This is a genomic window from Halopiger goleimassiliensis (genome assembly GCF_000455345.1).
GTDB classification, from domain to species: domain Archaea; phylum Halobacteriota; class Halobacteria; order Halobacteriales; family Natrialbaceae; genus Halopiger_A; species Halopiger_A goleimassiliensis.
In genome coordinates this window covers 97,389-116,985 of sequence record NZ_HG315690.1, presented here as the reverse complement: position 1 = coordinate 116,985, position 19,597 = coordinate 97,389, and the positions used below count along the sequence as shown (strand labels likewise).

The window sequence follows — 19,597 nt, the reverse complement described above, 5'->3', positions numbered from 1 at the left end:
CGGCCGGTACAGTGGTTCCGATCCCGCTCGAGGGCCTGCTCGCGCTGGTCGCCGTCTCCGTACTGGCGGGGATCGGCTGTACGACGATCGGCGCGGGCGGCATCTTCGTCACCATCGCCCTCTATCTGGGGACGCCGCTATCCTCGGCGGAGGTCGCCGGCACGGCTCACGTTCTGTTCGTCGCCGTCGGCATCGTCGGCGCGGTCGGCTACGCCCGCTCGGGGGAACTGCTCGGCGACGAGGGACGGCTGCTGGCGATCCTGCTGAGCGCGACCAGCGTGTTCGGTGCGCTGGCCGGCACCGCACTCAACGCCTCCGTCTCGCGGCGGCTCTTCGGCGTCCTGCTGGGCGTGCTCACGGCCGGCACCGGGATCGTCCTCGTCTACAGGCGAGTCCGCGAACTACCACGCGTGACACGCGTCGACGCGGCGACGCGACGGGGGCAGGTCACCTTCGGCGCGGTCGGCGTCGTCCTCGGCGCGGCGGCCGGCCTCGTCGGCATCGGCGGCCCGGTGATCGCGGTTCCGGCGCTGGTCGTGCTCGGCGTCCCGATGCTCGTCGCGCTCGGCGTCGCCCAGACGCAGGCGATTTTCCTCTCCGGATTCGCCGCCGGCGGCTACGCGTTTCAGGACGCGATTTCGGTCCCGTTCGCGCTCGTCACCGGCGTGCCGATCGTTTTCGGTGCCGTCGGCGGCTGGGTGATCGCCCACCGCGTCGATCCCGACGCCCTCGAGGCGGTTCTGGGCGTCGTGTTGCTCCCGACCGGGCTCTACCTGATCGTCTGACTCCGCAGGCTGGTCGCTCCAGTCCGTGCGAACTCGTCCTGAGAAACTAAAGCGGAGACGAAACCCGAGATCGACGGCGTGGTCGGCGAACCGATCAGTCCTCGGTCTCGGTCGGGAGCGTGTCGAACGGTTCGTCGTCGGTGTGTTCGGCGACGATGCGTCGGTTCGTCTCGCCGATCCGGTCGGCGACCTCGCCGACGACGTCCTCGACGTACTCCTGGACCGGGCTGTCGTCGTCCTTGACGAGCGGGCCGGCCGTGTCGTCCGCGCCGAAGTCGGGGTGGATCGGGATGCGGCCCAGCAGCGGCACGTCGTAGTTCTCGACGATGGCGTCGGCTCCTTCCGTCCCGAACAGGCCGTGCTGATCGCCACAGGATGGACAGACGAACGAGCTCATGTTTTCGACGACGCCCAGTACCGGCGTATCGTGCTTGTTGAACATCTGGATCCCCTTTCGGGTGTCGTCTAAAGCCATCTCCTGAGGCGTCGTGACGACGACCGATCCCGTCACGGGCATCGACTGCAGCAGGTTTAGCGTCGCGTCGCCGGTGCCCGGGGGCAGGTCGACGATGAGGTAGTCGAGGCGGCCCCACTCGACGCCCTCGAGGAACTTCATCATGAACTTGTTGACCATCGGTCCCCGCAGGATGGCGGGGTCGTCCTCCTCCTCGGTCATGAAGCCCATGCTGATGACGCGGACGCCGTCGGAGCGCGGCGGGACGATGTCCTCGTTGGGCATGACGCCCGGTTCGCCCTCGACCGGCAGAATGCGGGGCACGTTCGGGCCGTGAATGTCCGCGTCGAGGATGCCGACCATCGCGCCGCGCTTTTCGAGGCCGGCCGCGAGGTTGGCCGCGACGGTGGTCTTGCCGACGCCGCCCTTCCCGGAGGAGACGGCGATGACGTTGCGAACCCGGGGGAGGACCGTATCGTCGAACCCGTGTTCCTCGCCGACGTGTGCGCGGAGGTCGGCCTCGAGGCCGACCTCGTCACAGAGGTCGCGGATTTCGTTCCCCAGTTCCATCTCTGACGGGGCGTAGGGTGCGTTCAACGCCAGCGAGATCCTGGCGGTTTCGTCCTCGATGGTGACGTCGTTGACCAGCCCCAGGGAGACGATGTCCTCGCCGATGTCGGGATCCTCGATCTCCTCGAGTCTGATCTTGAGTTCGTGTTCGGTGATACTCATGGTAGGCGTTTGCGTTATCCGAGAGAAGGTCGCCGAACGGGATACGTGTGATGGTTCGCTACGCGAACGCCGGATTCGCTGCGGCCTCAGGTCGGGCCGGTCGGCCCGAGCGGTTCGGGCGCGCCGCCGAAGAAGACGATGCCGAGCAGGACCGTCAGGATCAGCATGCTGACCCACATCGACGTCACCAGCCCCACGAGATAGGTGACACCGATGAGCCCGGTTTTCGGATCACGTGGAACGCCCGTGAACCACGCGACGACCATCACGTAGATCGGCAACAGGACGACGCCGAAGATGAGCCACGTCCCCGTGTTCGGAAAGCCCGTTAATCCGGCAGTCCCCTCGTAGCCGTGATAGAGGACCGTCTCGAGGGCGGAGACTGAAACCATACCACGACGGATCACTTGCTGGACGGTGGTGCTGGTGCATGGATGTTCAAGCGGTTAACGTCCTCGGCGGAGTGGATGGTGTCGCAGTAGGACGCGAGAAGTACGGAACGGTCGTTTCGGACGTGAGCGCGAAAAAAGACGAACCGTCTGTGGACCGGTATTACGGGCCGGTAGCGCCGATCGGTTCCGGCGCACCGCCGTAGAAGACGATCCCGATCAGGACCGTCAGGAAGAACATCCCGACCCACATCGACGTCGTGAAGCCGACGAGGTACGAGATGCCCAGGAACCCGGACTTGGTATCGCGCGGTGTACCGGTAAACCAGGCGATGACCATGATGTAGATGGGCACCAGGATCAACGCGAAGATGACCCAGGTACCCTCGTTGACGAATCCGGTGAACCCTTCGGTCCCGTCGTATCCGTGGTAGAGGATCGACGAGAGTGCGGCCGCGAACGTGGTAGTGACGCTCATGCTTTCACCTCTTGTTCGGTAGCTGAGTCAGCCGGTTCTTCGTGGCCGTGGCCGTGGTCGCCCCGGAGGTGTTCGATCGCGTGGAGTTCGACCACTGGGACGAACCGCGAGAGAACCATGAAGAACAGCACGACCAACCCGATCGTGCCGGCCAGCGACATCCACTCGATCGCGCTCGGGAAGTACTCTCCGGGCGTGGCAGCGTAGATGTTGAAGTGCGGATCCATGAACCCTTCCACGACGAACAGCAGTTTCTCGAGGAAGGTCGCCGTCAGCACGACGAGGCCGGCACCGATGGCGCGGGCCTTGCTGAACAGCGCGGGACGGATCCCCTGCAGGAAGATGAACACGAGCACTCCAAGCACCATCAGCATCGAGATGATGTAGATCGGGTGCTCGAGCTTGTGCGCGGTGGCCTCGGCCTGGTCGACCGGCCCGAGGAACGAGCCGTTGACCAGCTGTTGCAGCTGGAACCACAGGAACAGCAGGCAGAAGAATCCGAGCCACAGCAGCAGGCCACGGAAGATGTCGTCCGTAATGATGTGGTCCCAGTCGTAGGCGCGGCGGAACGCCGCGGCGACGAGGATCACGCCGCTGATCGCCGAGGTCAGTGCGATCGAGAGGAACTGCGGCCCCTGGATCGCCCCGGTCCAGGCCGGCATCGCCGGCAGCAGCGAGAACAGCCACGGAATGACGCCACCGTGGAGCAGGAGCGGGGCCATGATGATGACCGCAGCGGCCAGCCACCAGACCATCCGCTCGATGACCTCGTCTTCCTCTTTCGTGTAGCCGATCGTCATGATCTTGTAGATCGGCTCGAAGCGGTCCGGCAGCTGATCGCGCAGGCGGTTGACGTCGTAGCGCAACGTCAGCCCGAGGTAGGTCGCCGTCATCACGAAGTAGGCCGTGATGACCGTCACGTCCCACACCAGCGGCGAGTTGTTGACCGTGATGTGGTAGTGACCGATGATGCTCGTCACCATCCGGTCCGGTCGACCCATGTGGACCAGGATGTAGAAGCCGGCGGCAGAGAGGCCGGCCAGCGTCAACATCTCGGCCAGTCGTGCGACCGGCATGTAGCGGTCCATCCCGAGCAGGCGCACCGCAGCCGAGAGGATGATCCCCCCGTGGGCGATGCCGACCCACCAGATGAACGCGCCGATGTACAGGCCCCACGTCGCGCCGCCGCCGGTCCCCCAGTCGCCGAGGCCGGTGACGATCAGCCCTTGCTGGAGCTGGTAGGCCCACGCGACGAGGTACGCTCCGAACGCCAGGGCGCAGATGCCAAACAGGATCAGGTACTTCTTCGTGAACAGGTTGACCGGACGGAGGATGTCCTCCTCCGAGGGCGTCTTCGTGCTCATAGCGACACCCCCGCGTCTCCGACGGTCCCTTCGTTGAGGACCTCCTGGCGCTTGTCGACCAGGTTCACGGTTTCCTCGTCAGCGCGCGGGTAGATCACGTCCTCGTACGCCACGGGACCCTCGACCTGCTCGGCGTGTGGTCCGGGCTCGTTGCCGAGGTACTGAACGTTCGGGTTCGTCCCGATGTCGTCGAGCAGGTTGAAGTTCGACTCGGGGTTGCCTTCCTGAGCCTCGAGGTAGTCCTGCGGGTCCGAGATACCGAGTTCGTCGAGCAGTTCCTCGTCCTCGAGGTCGAGCCCCTGGTCGGAGAGGAACTCGAGGAACTCGAGGATGTCGCGTTCGGTCTCGGCGAGGTTGCTCGTGCCGTGTTCCGGCCCTTCGCCCATCTCTTCGCCGGTCATCTCGATGGCGATAGCGCGGGCGATCAGGTCCTCGTCGAGTTCCTCCGAGGCCTCGACGATCGACTCGAGGTCGTCGTCGGAGTCGGAGAGTTCTTCGGCGAGGGCGTCCGGATCGGGGACGTCCCCGTGGAGGCCCCACAGGGCGCGACCACGGCTGGGGTTCTTCTTGTACATGCCGGCGTCGCTGCGCTCGTCGTTCACGTCGCCGAACTGGATCGCACCAGGGTCACAGGCGTCCTCACAGGCCGTCGTTCCGCGTTTCTCATCGCCCATGTGGCCGTCCTGGCGCGTCGGGCACATGGTACACTTGCTCATCACGCCGCGAGGCGCACGGCTGTCGACCCAGCGACCGCGTTCGTCGGTCATGTGATCGCCGTTCATCCCTTCTCGCTCGGCCTGCGCGGCGATCTCGTCCGTCGAGATGTCGGGTTCGTCCCACTGGAAGTAGTTGACGCCGTAGGGACAGGCGACCTGGCAGTACCGGCAGCCGATACAGACGTCGTAGTCGGTCAGCACGAGGCCGTCCGAGTCGCGGGTGTGCCGGGCCGTCGTCGGACAGACCTTCTCACACGGCGCGTCGGTACAGTGCTGACACGGCCGGACGAGACGGTTCTGGCTGGTGTCCGGGCCGCCGTCCTCGTAATCGAGGACGTACATCCAGTTGACCCCCTGGTCGAGGTTGTTCTCCATTCCACAGGCCTGCATGCAGGAGAGACAGCCGTCACACTGCTCGAGGTCGATCGTCATCCCCCACTGGAGGCCGTCGTCGTCGCCGTGGTCGTCCTCTGCGGCGGCGACGTTCGGTTCGGGGTCGGAGCCGTCGGCGGCTCCCCACGCACCGAGACCGAGGAACGCCGCGCCGGCACCCATCTTCTTCATCACGTCGCGACGGCCTTCCTCGCCGTCGCCGTCGAACTTCTCGAGCATCCGGGAGAACGTGCCCTCCTCGACGGCCTGGGCCTCCTCGAAGGCCTCCTGGGTCGGGCGCTGGTCCTCGCCGAACTCCGCCATCACGTCCTCGTGGTACTTCTCGTGGAATTCGGCCTCGGACAGTTCGCCCTTCGTGACGCGCATGGCGTCCTTGGCCATCTCGAGACCGAGATCCGTGTCGTACTCGGTCTCGTCGAGCATCGACTCGAGTTCACCTTCCCACTCACTGCCGAGCGGGTGGAACGATTCGTCGTCCGCGCTCATTTCCGCACAACACCTCTTGTCATACTAGTCCTTCACCCAGTGGTTAGCGAACGATGCGTACTTGAATACGTTCATTTGCGACTACTCTACTCAGCACTCACAACTAGATCCCGATGAAGTGTCGCTCCGATTTCCAGGTCGTGAGAATGGGGGCGAACATATTCGCCCAACTAAATTAAGACGCCGCCCGAACGCGGATCCCGACGCGTCGACCATCGCTGGAACGACGACTACGGGAGAAACCGATCCGGAATGTGTACCCAGGCATGGAGGACGATCACCCGCTGGCGCGCCTCGTCGACCGCGCGCTCCGGGCGCGAACGGTTAACTCGTCGCCAGCTGTTCCTCGAGGGACTGTTCGTCCTCGAGCCCGGGGACGTCCTCGACGAACCGCTTGATGATCGCCTCTTCGGCGCGGTGGAGCGTCTCGCTGCAGGTCGATTTCGCGATGCCGAGCTGTTCGGCGAGTTCGGTCAGCGAACACCGTCGTGGAGTGTCGTAGTAGCCCTCCTCGACGGCGGCCGCGATGACTTCCAGTTGTCGCTCCGAGAGGAGTTGGCTCTCGTGGAGGCGCTCGCGCACGTGCTCGATCCGGTACTTCAGGCCGAAGCGCTCGAGTTGTTCGGCCAGTTCCGCGAGCCGTTCCCTGGAGCCGGTGACCTCGATGGTCGCCTCGCCGTCGGTTATTTCGACGGGGAGTTCGATCGGCATGCCGGACTCCTTCGAGGAGAACAGCAACAGCGGCTGGGTGGTCTCGAAGTGGACCGTCGCCTCGTTTTCGCTCCACTGGGCGAGGGTGAGTTCGGTGATCTGGGCGTGGTCGTTCATCTCGTCGACGACCTCGGCCACGTCGGGACCGGTGATCCGTACCAGCGCGAACCCGGAGTTGGAGCCGGGAACGGCCGCGAGCACGCGGAAGGTCGCGTCCGGATACGAGGTGGATAGCTGCTGGATCCAGACCTGTTCCGGCATCGTGATCGTGAGGGTTGCCTGGGCCATAGGGGATCTTCTAACTGAACCTATATCCACATGGCTACGAATATATTCGGCAGAATTCCTACGACCTGGGAATTGCACCCGCTACGAACACGTTCGGACGAAATTCCAATCGTCGGGCGGCCGACTATCGAGGTGATGGCAACCGAATCCGCCGACCTGACGATCGACGTTCGCGAGATCGACGGCCCGCCGTTCGAGGACATCATGAACGCCCTCGAGTCGCTCGACCCGGGCGAACGCCTTCACCTGATCGCCCCGTTCGAACCGAAGCCCCTCTACGAAGTACTCGAGAGCCGCGGGTTCGACCACGAGAGTCACCAGTCCGACGATCTCTGGCACGTTCACATCGAACACGCTGCCTAGCCGCTCGGGCCGGCGTCACCTCCTCCCGAACGTATTCGTGCGAATACCGATCCATCAGGCGACCCCACCGTCGAGTACATGACCCGACTCGACGTCAGGGACATCCCACCGGTGAAGCGCCATCCGACCATCCACGAGGAGTTCGAACAGCTCGAGCCCGGCGAGACGTTGACCATCGTCAACGACCACGAACCCAAACCGCTGTTCTACGAGTTCCAGGCGGAGGTCGACAGCTTCGACGCCGACGCGTACGAGGTCGAGAAAGTCGGCCCCGAGGAGTTCGTCGCCCGGTTCCCGAAAGTAGAGGCGTAACCTGCGACCCCGTCGTTCGTAGCAGCCCGTCTTCGTCGCGGGGAGCACCTGCTTCGGCTACGCATGCGTCTTCGAATCGGAATCGCACGGTGTCAACCACGAGTCTATCGTTCCACAGGGACCGAACGTCGATTCCGGCTCCTCGACTGTCGGTCAACGTTGGACCTTTGCGTGCGTACTCGCCCGCCAGGGTCGATAAAGCGTGTGCGATCAGGCCCGAATCGTGATCGACGGATAAGCTCCGTCCGGTCACGGCGTCAGCGAAAGGCCCGGAATGGACGTCCGAACAGTCCCTGACCGGTCCGTACGAGCGACACCGACGGAGAAACGGGGACGGACGTAAAAACGACCGACGTTTGCTGGTGCCGGGATATAAACTCATGTGCCCACCGAACATCTACAATCGTTTACCGGTCAGCGAGAACCGTTGTCTCTTTTGAACTGTTATCGGCAGCTATCCCAGAATGAGGACAATGACCCGAAACGACTCGACCCGACGACGGTTCCTGACAACGGTGGGTGCGGGAAGCGCAATCGCGGTTGCCGGCTGTCTCGGCGGCGACGGATCGGAAGATCCCGACGAGGGCACCGAGGGTGGTTCGGACGACGGACTACCGCCGGCCGAGGACGTCGACGCCGATCGGATCGCCCGCGATCCCACGGACGTCCCCGATCCGGTCACCTGGAACGAGCCCCGCGAACACGACATCACGATCGAAACGGAGCGCGTGACCGCCGAGATCGAACCTGGTGTCACGTTCGACTTCATGACCTTCGGCGGGCAGATTCCGGGGCCGATGGTCCGCGTCCGCCAGGGTGACCGGGTCAACCTGACGTTCGACGTCCCGGACGACATGAACATGGAAATGCACAACGTGGACTTCCACGCCGTCTACGGTCCCGGTGGCGGTGCGGACGCGACGACGATCGCGCCGGGCGACGACCCCGCCGAGATCAGCTTCTCGGCCGAATACCCGGGCGTGTTCATCTACCACTGTGCGGTCCCGAACATGGACTACCACATCAGCTCCGGCATGTTCGGATCGATCCTCGTCGAACCGAAAGACGGGCTCCCCGAGGTCGACCACGAGTTCTACCTCGGTCAACACGAGATCTACACCGACGGCAAAGTCGGCGAAGAGGGTCACCACGGCTTCGACTTCGACGCGATGAAACGCGAAGATCCCACCTACGTGGTGTTCAACGGGCAGGCCTACGCCTTCACCGGGGACGGCGTCGGGCCGATGGAAGCCGAGGTCGGCGAGACCGCCCGGGTCTACTTCGCCAACGGCGGTCCGAACCTCATGAGTTCCTGGCACCCGATCGGCAACGTCTGGAGCGACTTCTACCGCGACGGCGACCTGCTGTCGGAACCCGACAAGAACATCGAGACGGCACCGGTCGCCCCCGGGACGACTGCCGCCGGCGAGATGGAGTTCCCCGTCCCTGGCCCGGTCAAGATCGTCGACCACGCGCTCAGCCGGGTCGTCCACAAGGGCGCACTCGGCGTCATCGACGTCCAGGGCGAAGAGAACCCCGACGTCTACGACGAGGATCCCTAGAGCCGCAATCTAACGCGAGACGGGCCACCCACGATCCAACCCATGACCCACGTCTCCCGCCGAACCGCGCTCCGATCGGCAGCGATCGCGGTCGGCGTCGCTCTCGGGGGCTGTCTCGAGGGCACGACCGATCGAGGCAGCGACGGCGACGGACAGCCGCCGGAGGACGCAGGAGCGTTGGGAACGCCTGCCGAACGCACCACGGTGACGGCGAACTCCCAGCCACACCCGAAGTTCGAGCCGCAGGTCGTCCACGTCGTCGAGGGCGGGACCGTCGAGTGGCTCGTCGAGACCGGCCGCCACGACGTCACCGGCTACCACGAGGACGGGCACGGCCCACACCGGTCCCCGCACGGCGTCGACGCCTGGGGGAGCGAACGACTGTCCGGTGTCGGCTCCTCGTACGAGCAGACCTTCGAGCAGGCGGGCGTCTACGACTACGTCGACACCCAGCAGGTCTGTACCTCCCACGAGGTCGCCGGCAACGTCGGCCGGGTGGTCGTCGGCTGGCCCGACCCCGACGACGAACCCGCGATGGCCGACCCCCAACCCGAACTGCCAACCCAGGTCGTCCGGGCGATCGACCTGTTCAACGAGGAGACCCGCCCCGTCCTCGAGGACGGGCCGTAACGATTCGATCAGCGACGATCGTGCCGGCCCGGCGAACGACCCACCAGGACGAACATATTCGCCTTTTCTAAGCGAATGGGAATCCAGATCGCGCTTTAGCCCGTGGAGAGCCGAGAGATACCTGAGATCATGAGCCCGAAATCTACGTCCATAGACAGGCGAACCGTGCTGCGCGCGGCGGGGACGGTCGCGCTCGGCGCGTCGCTGGCCGGCTGCTTGCAACGCAGCACCAGCGACGCGCCCGAGGGGGTCGTTCTCGAGCCGCCGGAGAACCACGATCGGATCCAGGAGTCGGACATTCCGCATCCGATCTACGGCGAGGCGATTCCCGAGGTGACCGTACCGGCCCCGCTACACGACCGGACGGTCTCGACCGCGGAGTTCGAGGGAGAACGTCACTGCATGCTAACGTTCATCTACACCGCCTGTCCGACCGTCTGTCCGGGGCTGACTGCCGCCCTCCAGCGCGTGCAGGCGGACGCCCACGAGGAGGGCTACGAAGACGAGATGGCGTTTCTCCCCATCACCTTCGACCCCGAGTACGACACGGCCGAGGTGCTCGAGGAGTACGGCGAGCGGATGGGCGTCGACTTCGACGCCGGGAACTGGTACTTCCTGCGGCCGGAGAGCCACGAGGACGCCAAGGAAGTCGTCGAGGAGACCTTCGGCGTGGCGTTCGAACACGGCGAGTCGAACGGCGGGATGGACGAGGAGATGGAGGACGACGAGATGGACGACGAGATGGACGACGACGAGATGGACGACGGGCACGACGATCACGAGCGACACATCACGCACACGTCGCTCATCCTGCTCGTGAACAAGGACGGGCTCGTCGAACGGGCCTGGACGGGCGGCTCCCCGGGCGGGAACGAGATCGTCGACGCCGCCCGCGCGGTCGTCGAGGGGTGGTAACCCATGCGCCGTCGCGAGGTCATCGCCGGAGCCGCCGGCCTCGCCGCCCTCGGCGGCGGCGCGATCGCCGCCAGCGACTGGGACCTGCTCGAGGACGACGCGGTCGTCGAACCGGTCGACCTCGAGACGATCGACGCCCCCGGGAGCGAGGCCGGCACCGCGACGATCCCCGAACCCGGCCGGGTGACGTTCGTCGAACTGTTCGCCACCTGGTGTGGCGTCTGCCAGGACATGATGGAGCCGCTGGGCCGGGTCCACGAGGAGGTCGGCGACGACGTCCAGTTCGTCTCGGTGACGGGCGAGCCGATCGGCAACACAACCACTCGCGAGGACGTCGCGGAGTGGTGGCGCGAACACGACGGCGACTGGCCGGTCGCCCTCGACACCGACCTCGAACTGACCGAGGCGCTCGACGGCTCCGGGGTCCCGTACGCGTACGTCCTCGACGAGAACAACGTCGTCACCTGGTCCGGGCGCGGCCGGAAGTCCGCCGAAGAGATCCGATCGGCGATCGACGCGGCGGGAGGTGGGTGAGATGGTGAGCGGCGAACTCCTCGGGACGATGGCGTTCGCCCTCGGCGTCGGCGTGGCGACGTTCTTCTCGCCGTGTGCCTACGCCCTGCTTCCGGGGTACGTCGGTTACTACGTCGCCGCGACCGGCGAGGAGACGAGGCCGCCGCTATCCGGGACGCTCGCTCGCGGGATCGCGGCGGCCGTCGGCGCGATGGCCGTCCTCGGCGTGCTGTCGATCGCGGCGATCGTGGCCGGCGAGACGGTCGAGCGGGCGCTGCCGCTGTTCGAGTACGGCGTCGGCGTCGCCCTGATCGGCTTCGGGCTGTGGGTGCTGTACGGCGGTAGCGGTGCCGTGCACGTCCTCCTGCCCGAACGGCGATCGACCGTCCTCGGATTCGGGCTCTTCGGCGCGATGTACGCCCTGGCGGCGACAGCCTGCGTCCTCCCCGTTTTCCTGGGGCTGGCGTTTCGATCGCTCACCATGCCGCCGTTCGAGGCAGCGCTGGTGCTCGGGACGTACGCCGCCGGGTTCGGAGCGCTCATGGTCGCCGCCACGGTCGCGACGGCGTCGGGGTACGCGATAAGCGCCGGGCGGATCGCCGAACACGTCGATCGAGTGATCCGCATCGCCGGCGTCGTGCTCGTGCTCGCCGGCATCGGACAGCTGTACGTCGCGCTGTGAGCCGTTCGATACACCCGTTTTCGTTCGGTTCTCGCACCGTTCCCTTTCTCCGACTCACCGTCGAGCCTCGAGCGGTTCCCCCTCCGCTACCCACGCGATCGCTCGATACGCGTACCCGAACACGTCCGGGACGAAACACAGGGAGCGAGCCCACGAACCTCGCTGTATGCAGTCACCGTCGACCGTCGTCGAACGCACCGACGCACCGACCGAACGGCCGCGCGAGGTGATCGACGTCCGAACGCTGGGACCGCCGGAACCCCTGAAGAACACCCTCGAGACGCTCGAGGAACTCCCGGACGAGACGGTCCTCGTCCAGCGGAACGACCGCGTCCCGCAGTTCCTCTTCCCGAAACTCGACGACCGTGGTTACGCCTACGAGTCGGTCGAATTCGAGTCTGAAGTCGTGACGGTTATCTGGAACCCGGCGGCCGGCGACTGATTTTCGGCCGACTCGACGGTTCGGCGGGAGCAGCGTCCACGATCGTCGAGTTCGAGCCACGATCCATCACGCGAGTACGTTCCGCGGGTACCCGCTGGTGGGAGCCATCCCACGTCGGCGTGTTCGGCTAGTCGAGGGCGTTACGGACGGCGCGCACGGAGATCGGGTTCCTCGTCGGACGAAAGCGGAGGGTCTCGGACCGGTTTCGACGAGGGAGCGCACGAGCAGCGGAGCCTCGACGAGAGCCGTTGACGATGGAGCCGTTGACGACCCCCATGCCGAACATGTTCGGATAGTTCCCACCATTCAGGAAAAGACGAAATTGGTGTACATATGAGAGGTGTATATGGGAATGAGGAGAAAGACAATGACCCAAAACCGGCTCAACCGTCGAACGTTCGTAAAGGGCGCAGGAATCACCGGCATCGCGGCAGTCGCCGGCTGCCTCGGCAGTCCGACCACCGAAGAGCCAGAGCCCGAACCGACCGACGAGGGGCTGGCTCCGGCCGAACCTGTGGACGCCGACAGGATCGCTCGCGATCCGACCGACATCCCGCCGCCGGTCGACTGGGACGAACCCCGGGAACACGACATCACGCTCGAGACGGAGCGCGTGACCGCCGAGATCGAACCTGGAGTCACGTTCGACTTCATGACCTTCGGCGGCCAGGTGCCCGGGCCGATGGTCCGCGTCCGCCGGGGCGACAGGGTCAACCTCCGATTCGAGGTGCCGGAGGAGATGAACATGACCCTCCACAACGTGGACTTCCACGCGGTCTACGGCCCCGGTGGTGGTGCCGACGCCACCACCATCACACCGGGCGAGAAGGCGGCCGAGATCAGCTTCACGGCCGAGTACGCCGGGGCGTTCATCTACCACTGTGCGGTCCCGAACATGGACCACCACATCAGCTCCGGCATGTTCGGCACGATCCTCGTCGAACCCGAGGAGGGCCTGCCCGAGGTGGACAACGAGTACTACCTCGGCCAGCACGAGCTCTACACCGACGGCAAAGTCGGCGAAGAGGGTCACCACGGCTTCGACTTCGACGCGATGAAACGCGAAGATCCGACGTACGTGGTGTTCAACGGCCAGGCCTACGGGCTCACCGAGGACGGCGTCGGACCGATGGAGGCCGAAGTCGGCGAAACCGCCCGGGTCTACTTCGCCAACGGCGGTCCCAACCTGACCAGCGCGCTCCACCCGATCGGCAACGTCTGGAGCAACTACTACCGCGACGGCGACCTGCTATCGGAACCCGACAAGAACATCGAGACGGCACCGGTCACCCCCGGAACGACCACGGTCGGCGAGATGGAGTTCCACGTCCCCGGCCCGGTCAAAATCGTCGACCACGCGCTCAGCCGGGTCGTCCACAAGGGCGCACTCGCCGTGGTCGACGTCCAGGGCGAGGAGAACCCCGAGATCTACGACGAGGACCCGCAGTAACCCGGCGTCCTCGTTCGCTCGTGCCGCATCGAACACGACTACCGACACCCCAGAACCATGACCCACGTCTCCCGTCGTACCGTCCTGCAGGCGTCCGCATCCGCGGTCGGACTCGCCCTCGCGGGCTGTCTCGAGGACGCGGAGCGACGCCTCGAGGAGTGGCAAACGGACGGTGACGGCACGGGCGAACTGGGCTCGCCAACCCACCGGATCACGGTGACGGCGAACTCCCAGCCACACCCGGAGTTCGAACCGCAGGTGGTCCACGTCGTCGAAGGCGGGACCGTCGAGTGGCTCGTCGAGACCGGCCGCCACGACGTCACCGGCTACCACGAGGACGGCCACGGGCCGCACCGAACGCCCGACGGGGTCGACCCCTGGGGGAGCGAACGGCTGTCGGGCGTCGGTTCGTCCTACGAGCGGACGTTCGACCAGGCGGGCGTCTACGACTACGTCGACACCCAGCAGGTCTGTACCTCCCACGAGGTCGCCGGCAACGTCGGCCGGGTGGTCGTCGGCTGGCCCGACCCCGACGACGAACCCGCGATGGCCGACCCCCAACCCGAACTGCCGACCCAGGTCGTCCGGGCGATCGACCTGTTCAACGAGGAGACCCGCCCCGTCCTCGAGGACGGGCCGTAAGCCCACGGCAGCCGGCGACCCCTCGAGGCGTTCCACGCGGGACCTGCTGTTCTACACCCGCCAGTGACGGAGCCGGTTACGTCCAGACGCGCAAACAGTCCGTCGAACAGAAGTGCAACTCGACGTGATCGCTCGCGTCCGACTCGGGATACGTCCGCAGCGTGTACGCTACCTCGTCCGCGTAGCAGTTATCGCATTCCATACTGTTCGCAACGCGTGACGTACTGTTCAGTATGACCTGACTACCGACGTGAACGTCCGGATTAACGAGTGATTGTCGATCCCTGGGTCATCAGACCGGCGCTTCCTCGACCTCGAGGAGTTCGTGATAGCGGTTGCGAATGGTGACCTCGGAGATGTTCGCCACGTCGCTGACGTCGTTCTGGGTCACCTTCTCGTTGGTCAACAGAGCACCCGCGTACACCGCCGCGGCGGCCAGCCCGACCGGCGACTTGCCGCTGTGGATCTCCGCGTCCTTCGCGGATTTGAGCAGCTGTCGGGCGCGGCGTTCGGTCTCCTCGGAGAGGTCGAGGTCGCTCGCGAACCGGGGCACGTAGCTCTCGGGATCGGCCGGTTGGACCTCGAGGCCGAGTTCCCGGATGACGTACCGGTAGGTGCGGGCGACCTCGTCCTTCTCGACCCGGGAGACGGCGGCGATTTCGTCGAGGCTGCGCGGGGTGCCGGCCTGGCGCGCGGCGGCGTACAGCGCGGCCGTGGCGACGCCCTCGATCGAGCGTCCGGGGAGGAGATCCTCCTCGAGCGCCCGGCGGTAGATCACACTGGCGGTTTCGCGGACGTTCTCGGGGAGGCCGAGCGCGCTCGCCATGCGGTCGATCTCGCCCAGCGCCTGCTTCAAGTTGCGCTCCTTTGAGTCGCGGGTTCGGAACCGCTCGTTCCAGGTGCGCAGGCGCTGCATCTTCTGTCGCTGCCGGCTCGAGAGGGACTTCCCGTAGGCGTCTTTGTCCTGCCAGCCGATGTTCGTCGAGAGTCCCTGATCGTGCATCATCTTCGTCGTCGGCGCGCCGACGCGAGACTTCTCGTCCTTCTCGGCGGCGTCGAACGCGCGCCACTCGGGGCCGCGGTCGATCTCGTCTGCTTCGACGACGAGCCCACAGTCCTCACAGACCGTCTCCGCGTGTTCCGCGTCCGAGACGAGACGGCCACCACACTCCGGACACTGTTCGCGTTCGTCTTGCTCGTCGACGGACTCCGCGCGTTCCGTCTGACGTCGCTCGTCGCTGCGAGTTCGGATCGGGGAATCGGTCATTGTCTCGGGCGGATCGAACGTCGGTCGAAAACCTCTGGAAGAAGTAATCGGCCTCGGTCACTTAAAATTGGCGATAGTATACGACCGCCGAACTGGGGGTCCCGCGATAATACCCGGTTTCCGACCCGAATCCGCGACGTCGTCGCCGGGGCGATCACGACTCCGGACCGATACGTCGACGGGTCCGGGGGGTATCGGCCCCGTCGTCGGGACAGGCCCGTCGATCCTCGGTCAAACCACGACGGGTCGTATCACACATCGAAACCCTTACTCTCCGGAAGGCGGTTCGAACAGGTATGAGCGACGACGCCGTCAGTCCCGAGGAGGTCCGTCACGTCGCGGAACTCGCCCGGGTCGATCTCGACGACGACGAGGTCGATCAGTTCTCCCGGCAGTTCGCGGACATCCTCGAGTACTTCGAGACGCTTGACGAGGTACCCGAGGTCGACCGCGAGGCCGACCTCGCGAACGTGATGCGACCCGACGAGGAACGCGACTCCCTCGACAGCGAGGACGCGCTGCGTAACGCCCCCGAAACCGAGGACGGCTACTTCAAAGGTCCGAACGTCTCCTGATATGGCTGCGAACGTATTCATCACCGAGGAGACGATCGAGGGGGCCGAGGACGGCCCGCTCGCCGGCCGCACCGTCGCGGTCAAGGACAACATCTCGACGGCGGGCGTCCGGACGACCTGCGGGTCGGCCATGCTCGAGGAGTACGTCCCGCCGTACGACGCGACGGTCGTCTCCCGACTCAAAGATGCCGGCGCGACCATCGTCGGCAAGGCCAACATGGACGAGTTCGGGATGGGGACGACGACCGAGACGTCCTACTTCGGTCCGACGGATAACCCGGCCGCACCCGGCCACGTCCCCGGCGGCTCCTCGGGCGGCTCGGCAGCGGCGGTGGCGGCCGGCGAGGCGGACCTCGCGCTCGGGTCGGATACCGGCGGCTCGATCCGCTGTCCCGCCGCGTTCTGCGGCGTCGTCGGTATCAAACCCACCTACGGCCTCGTCTCCCGATACGGCCTCGTCGCCTACGCCAACAGCCTCGAGCAGATCGGTCCCCTCGCGAATACCGTCGAGGACGCCGCCGAACTGCTCGACGTGATCGCCGGCAGCGACGAAAACGATGCTACTACTCGGTCGGAAGGCGACGAGACCACTTACGCGGACGCCGCGACGGGCGACGTCGACGGACTCACCATCGGCGTTCCCACGGAACTGCTCGAGGGGGCCGACGAGGGCGTCCGCGAGACGTTCTGGGACGCCATCGCCGACCTCGAGGACCGGGGTGCCTCCTACCACGAGGTCTCGCTGCCGTCGGTCGAACACGCCGTCGAGGCCTACTACGTGATCGCCATGTCCGAAGCGTCCTCCAACCTCGCCCGGTTCGACGGCGTCCGGTACGGAACCTCGGGTGGCTACGACGGCAACTGGAACGAGGCCTTCTCCCAGGCACGCAAGGAGGGCTTCGGTGACGAGGTCAAACGACGCATCCTGCTTGGCACCTACGCCCTCTCGGCCGGCTACCACGACAAGTACTACAAGAAAGCCCAGGACGCCCGCGCCTGGGTCAAACAGGACTTCGACGAGGCGCTCTCGGACGCGGACGTGCTGGCCTCGCCGACGATGCCCGTCCCGCCGTTCGAACTCGGCGAGAGCCTCGACGACCCGCTCCAGATGTACCTCGCGGACGCCAACACGACGCCGGTCAACCTCGCCGACCTCCCCGCCATCTCGGTCCCCGCCGGGGAGACCGACGGCCTCCCCGTCGGCCTCCAGCTGGTCGGTCCCGCCTTCGGCGAGCGGACCCTGATCCGTGCTGCCAGCGCCCTGGCCTGAGGGGCCGTCGGCCACCAAGTATTTGCCGCCCGTTGAAGTCCGATCAGGTAACGGTTCCCGCAGGAGTTGCCATGATCCGGACACGAGACACTGACGTTCCCTTCGACGAATTTTCGCGGACCTGCGACCTCGTCGACGCCTACTTCGGCGAAACGATCGACGACGTCGCCCTCCACGCGCCGGTCTCGCGACGCCAGCTGGTCGCCGTCCTCGCGAGAGCTCAGCTCACGGGCTGTCACCTCTCGTTCGACGACGCACGGGACCGGACGGTCGTCTACCGATCCGATCGGGAGACGCTGTCCTGGCTCGAGGGGAGCTTCTGGACCGACCTCGCCAGCCACCACGACCTCTCGCCCGACGAACAGCGAGCCGCACGCGAGGTCCACAGGCGGATCCTCGAGGCCGTCGACGGCGACGTCACACACTACGAGTCGGATCGAGATCCGTTCGTTCGGATCGAACGGGCGATCCGACGCGACTGATTCCGTAAAAACGAGCCGTCGTCAACAACTCACTCTTCGTACGCGAGGTTCATGATCCACTGCGAGAAGGCGTCGCTGTTGGGGTCGACTTCCTCCTCGCCGATGAACGGCGACAGCATGTCGCCGGCCATCAACAGCGTGAAATCGAGATCGCGTGCGGTCGGTGCGATGTAGTAGGTGTTGTGACCGTCGTAGACCGTCTCCTCGCGCTCGACGAGTCCCTTCTCGACGAGCGATTCGACGATCCGGCTGCCCTTCCGCGAGGAGACGTCGAGTTCCTTCCAGAAGTCGCTCTGGTGGATACCACCGGTCTCGCGAACCAGTTCGAGGCCGGCGCGTTCGTCCTCGGACAGCTCCGCTTCGGACGCAGGGACGCTCACGGTGACCACCTCTCCGGACGCGAGACGACAGGCGGGAATCCGTCCATACGTACACGAGTGAGGGGGAGCCGCTTAAATGTGGCTTTCGCAGTCAGCCGCGAGCCGATCGGGTAGTGCGACCGGCTCGTAGGTCGTCCGACAGGGTGGGCCGTCCGCGTACCGGTAGGTCGCCGTCTCGCCGAGGGCGAGCAGCGACGACGACCGCGTGCCGAACCCGTCGCCGTGGATGCAGACGCCGTACTCGTGATCGCCGAGCACGTCGCCGGCCCGCTCGAGCCACTCGTCGACGGACTCCTCGTCCCCGACTGCGAGGTCCTCCCGGACCCGGCCAGCGTTCTCGGCCTGGGTTCGGGCCGCGTCGCGTCGATGCGACGGCACGTCGCGGTGATCGTCGACGGCGGCGTTGACGATCACGTGGACCCCGGGATCGAAATCGATCCGCTCGAGGTCGCCGTCCCACGCGTAGCAGTAGGCGTCCCGCGAGTCGGCGACGGTCAGGTAGAACCCCTCGTACTCGGTGGTGGTCGTCTCGCGTTCGACGAGTGTCGCCGCTTCGGCCGCCGATCGGGCCTCGAGTACGTCGGCGACGAGGCGTCCGCGCGAGCGCTCGCCCGCGAGGTCCCTGTCGGTCCACTTGTTCGTGATGCCGGCGACCACGCCGAACTCGTTGCAACCGATCCACGTCCCGCCGGCTTCGGCGTCCTGCGGGGCGACGACCAGCGGCTCCTCGCTGTAGACCGACGGCGGCAGCGACTCGCGCTCGAGCGCCTCGTCACGGTTCGCGGCCACGGCGACCGGCGCTTCCTCGAAGGCTTGCCAGGCGAGCGTCAGGGTACACACGCACGCAGGTAGGAGCGCCAGCGTCTTAACTTCGGTCCGGATCGGCGTACGGTTTCCCGTCCGCCAGTTCCGTCACGCCCATTGCCCAGGTCCCGGGTCCGTCGGGACGCCGGGACAGGAACCGGTCTCATCCCTCCGCGCCGGGGCGCTCCGACGTGCGGAACGAGTCGCTCGAGCGCTACTCCACCCGCCGAATTTCGTATTCGAGTTCGTACCGTCGATCCCCGGTTTCCGAATCCGTGAGTCGTTCGAGTTCGACCTCGAATCGTGGACGTTCCGGGACGATCTCGGTGCGTTCCTCACTGGCGCTTCCCAGGGTGACCTCTCGGGATTCGATCCGATCCGCGGCGTCACGCAACGTCTCGGCTCTTTCTGATCTCGTCGTCCGTTCCTCGGTTTTAAACAGTACTTCTACCGGCATCGGTGGTCTCTACGGGTCCGGGATACAGCCGAGTGGGGACAGCGTGTCGTAGAAT

25 protein-coding genes are annotated in these 19,597 nt (G+C 65.8%); 14 read left to right on the top strand and 11 right to left on the bottom strand.

Features of this window, described 5'->3' with window-relative positions; genetic code table 11:
- Nucleotides 1-11 precede the first annotated feature (11 nt).
- A complete protein-coding gene (locus TX79_RS00590) occupies nucleotides 12-785 on the top strand; it encodes a sulfite exporter TauE/SafE family protein (RefSeq protein ID WP_049925057.1) in 774 nt (257 codons plus the stop codon).
- 94 nt (nucleotides 786-879) lie between these two features.
- Here the strand turns inward: TX79_RS00590 and TX79_RS00585 are convergent, their stop codons facing one another.
- The 6 genes from TX79_RS00585 to TX79_RS00560 form a co-directional block, all read right to left on the bottom strand.
- A complete protein-coding gene (locus TX79_RS00585; RefSeq protein ID WP_049925055.1) occupies nucleotides 880-1,971 on the bottom strand; it encodes an Mrp/NBP35 family ATP-binding protein in 1,092 nt (363 codons plus the stop codon).
- An 86-nt stretch (nucleotides 1,972-2,057) separates the two neighbouring features.
- Entirely contained in the window at nucleotides 2,058-2,363 is a 306-nt protein-coding gene (locus TX79_RS00580) for a hypothetical protein (protein ID WP_049925053.1), read from the bottom strand.
- A 160-nt stretch (nucleotides 2,364-2,523) separates the two neighbouring features.
- Nucleotides 2,524-2,838 (bottom strand): hypothetical protein, encoded by a 315-nt coding sequence (locus TX79_RS00575; RefSeq protein WP_049925052.1) that lies wholly within the window; start codon nucleotides 2,836-2,838, stop codon nucleotides 2,524-2,526.
- Nucleotides 2,835-4,202 carry an NrfD/PsrC family molybdoenzyme membrane anchor subunit gene (nrfD, locus tag TX79_RS00570; protein ID WP_049925051.1) on the bottom strand — a complete coding sequence of 456 codons (1,368 nt, stop codon included), beginning with the start codon at nucleotides 4,200-4,202 and terminating at the stop codon, nucleotides 2,835-2,837. The genes TX79_RS00575 and nrfD overlap by 4 nt, the downstream gene beginning before the upstream one ends.
- Nucleotides 4,199-5,797, bottom strand: a complete 1,599-nt coding sequence (locus tag TX79_RS00565) for a 4Fe-4S ferredoxin N-terminal domain-containing protein (RefSeq protein ID WP_049925050.1) — start codon at nucleotides 5,795-5,797, stop codon at nucleotides 4,199-4,201. Before TX79_RS00565 ends, nrfD begins: the two co-directional genes overlap by 4 nt.
- Nucleotides 5,798-6,121: 324 nt before the next feature.
- Nucleotides 6,122-6,796, bottom strand: a complete 675-nt coding sequence (locus tag TX79_RS00560) for a helix-turn-helix domain-containing protein (RefSeq protein ID WP_049925049.1) — start codon at nucleotides 6,794-6,796, stop codon at nucleotides 6,122-6,124.
- Nucleotides 6,797-6,931: 135 nt separating this feature from the next.
- Between TX79_RS00560 and TX79_RS00555 the strand changes: the two genes are divergently transcribed.
- The 10 genes from TX79_RS00555 (at nucleotide 6,932) to TX79_RS00510 (ending at nucleotide 14,307) form a co-directional block, all read left to right on the top strand.
- Nucleotides 6,932-7,159 (top strand): DUF2249 domain-containing protein, encoded by a 228-nt coding sequence (locus TX79_RS00555; protein ID WP_049925048.1) that lies wholly within the window; start codon nucleotides 6,932-6,934, stop codon nucleotides 7,157-7,159.
- Nucleotides 7,160-7,237: 78 nt separating this feature from the next.
- Nucleotides 7,238-7,471, top strand: a complete 234-nt coding sequence (locus TX79_RS00550) for a DUF2249 domain-containing protein (protein ID WP_049925047.1) — start codon at nucleotides 7,238-7,240, stop codon at nucleotides 7,469-7,471.
- A 473-nt stretch (nucleotides 7,472-7,944) separates the two neighbouring features.
- Nucleotides 7,945-9,033: a copper-containing nitrite reductase gene (nirK, locus tag TX79_RS00545; protein WP_049925046.1), complete on the top strand. Its 1,089-nt coding sequence runs from the start codon at nucleotides 7,945-7,947 to the stop codon at nucleotides 9,031-9,033.
- A gap of 42 nt (nucleotides 9,034-9,075) precedes the next feature.
- Entirely contained in the window at nucleotides 9,076-9,663 is a 588-nt protein-coding gene (locus tag TX79_RS00540; protein WP_049925045.1) for a cupredoxin domain-containing protein, read from the top strand.
- 129 nt (nucleotides 9,664-9,792) lie between these two features.
- The gene (locus TX79_RS00535; protein ID WP_049925044.1) at nucleotides 9,793-10,578 is read left to right on the top strand and encodes an SCO family protein; all 786 of its coding nucleotides are present in this window, start codon (nucleotides 9,793-9,795) and stop codon (nucleotides 10,576-10,578) included.
- A 3-nt stretch (nucleotides 10,579-10,581) separates the two neighbouring features.
- A complete protein-coding gene (locus tag TX79_RS00530) occupies nucleotides 10,582-11,112 on the top strand; it encodes a TlpA family protein disulfide reductase (protein WP_049925043.1) in 531 nt (176 codons plus the stop codon).
- Between the two features lies 1 nt (nucleotide 11,113).
- On the top strand, nucleotides 11,114-11,773 hold the full coding sequence (locus TX79_RS00525; RefSeq protein WP_049925042.1) for a cytochrome c biogenesis CcdA family protein: 660 nt from the start codon (nucleotides 11,114-11,116) through the stop codon (nucleotides 11,771-11,773).
- Nucleotides 11,774-11,939: 166 nt separating this feature from the next.
- Complete coding sequence (locus TX79_RS00520; RefSeq protein ID WP_049925041.1) at nucleotides 11,940-12,215, top strand: DUF2249 domain-containing protein; 276 nt, start codon at nucleotides 11,940-11,942, stop codon at nucleotides 12,213-12,215.
- 367 nt (nucleotides 12,216-12,582) lie between these two features.
- Nucleotides 12,583-13,665, top strand: a complete 1,083-nt coding sequence (gene nirK / locus TX79_RS00515) for a copper-containing nitrite reductase (RefSeq protein ID WP_049925040.1) — start codon at nucleotides 12,583-12,585, stop codon at nucleotides 13,663-13,665.
- 57 nt (nucleotides 13,666-13,722) lie between these two features.
- Nucleotides 13,723-14,307, top strand: a complete 585-nt coding sequence (locus tag TX79_RS00510) for a cupredoxin domain-containing protein (RefSeq protein ID WP_049925038.1) — start codon at nucleotides 13,723-13,725, stop codon at nucleotides 14,305-14,307.
- Nucleotides 14,308-14,383: 76 nt separating this feature from the next.
- Here the strand turns inward: TX79_RS00510 and TX79_RS19950 are convergent, their stop codons facing one another.
- Together TX79_RS19950 and TX79_RS00505 are read right to left on the bottom strand one after the other, a co-directional pair.
- The gene (locus TX79_RS19950) at nucleotides 14,384-14,509 is read right to left on the bottom strand and encodes a hypothetical protein (protein WP_268257972.1); all 126 of its coding nucleotides are present in this window, start codon (nucleotides 14,507-14,509) and stop codon (nucleotides 14,384-14,386) included.
- Nucleotides 14,510-14,599: 90 nt separating this feature from the next.
- Nucleotides 14,600-15,574 (bottom strand): transcription initiation factor IIB, encoded by a 975-nt coding sequence (locus tag TX79_RS00505; RefSeq protein WP_049925036.1) that lies wholly within the window; start codon nucleotides 15,572-15,574, stop codon nucleotides 14,600-14,602.
- Between the two features lie 296 nt (nucleotides 15,575-15,870).
- Between TX79_RS00505 and gatC the strand changes: the two genes are divergently transcribed.
- The 3 genes from gatC (at nucleotide 15,871) to TX79_RS00490 (ending at nucleotide 17,901) form a co-directional block, all read left to right on the top strand.
- On the top strand, nucleotides 15,871-16,149 hold the full coding sequence (gene gatC, locus TX79_RS00500; RefSeq protein ID WP_049925035.1) for an Asp-tRNA(Asn)/Glu-tRNA(Gln) amidotransferase subunit GatC: 279 nt from the start codon (nucleotides 15,871-15,873) through the stop codon (nucleotides 16,147-16,149).
- A 1-nt stretch (nucleotide 16,150) separates the two neighbouring features.
- Nucleotides 16,151-17,419: an Asp-tRNA(Asn)/Glu-tRNA(Gln) amidotransferase subunit GatA gene (gene gatA, locus TX79_RS00495; RefSeq protein WP_049925033.1), complete on the top strand. Its 1,269-nt coding sequence runs from the start codon at nucleotides 16,151-16,153 to the stop codon at nucleotides 17,417-17,419.
- Between the two features lie 71 nt (nucleotides 17,420-17,490).
- Nucleotides 17,491-17,901, top strand: coding sequence for a hypothetical protein (locus TX79_RS00490; RefSeq protein ID WP_049925032.1), 411 nt, complete (start codon nucleotides 17,491-17,493; stop codon nucleotides 17,899-17,901).
- 29 nt (nucleotides 17,902-17,930) lie between these two features.
- On the opposite strand, the gene TX79_RS00485 is transcribed toward TX79_RS00490, so the two are convergent.
- From TX79_RS00485 to TX79_RS19795, 3 genes are all read right to left on the bottom strand, one after another.
- Nucleotides 17,931-18,281: a helix-turn-helix transcriptional regulator gene (locus TX79_RS00485; RefSeq protein WP_049928220.1), complete on the bottom strand. Its 351-nt coding sequence runs from the start codon at nucleotides 18,279-18,281 to the stop codon at nucleotides 17,931-17,933.
- 72 nt (nucleotides 18,282-18,353) lie between these two features.
- Nucleotides 18,354-19,121 carry an NRDE family protein gene (locus TX79_RS00480; RefSeq protein ID WP_049925031.1) on the bottom strand — a complete coding sequence of 256 codons (768 nt, stop codon included), beginning with the start codon at nucleotides 19,119-19,121 and terminating at the stop codon, nucleotides 18,354-18,356.
- 178 nt (nucleotides 19,122-19,299) lie between these two features.
- Nucleotides 19,300-19,542: an amphi-Trp domain-containing protein gene (locus tag TX79_RS19795; RefSeq protein ID WP_049925029.1), complete on the bottom strand. Its 243-nt coding sequence runs from the start codon at nucleotides 19,540-19,542 to the stop codon at nucleotides 19,300-19,302.
- Between the last annotated feature and the right edge of the window lie 55 nt (nucleotides 19,543-19,597).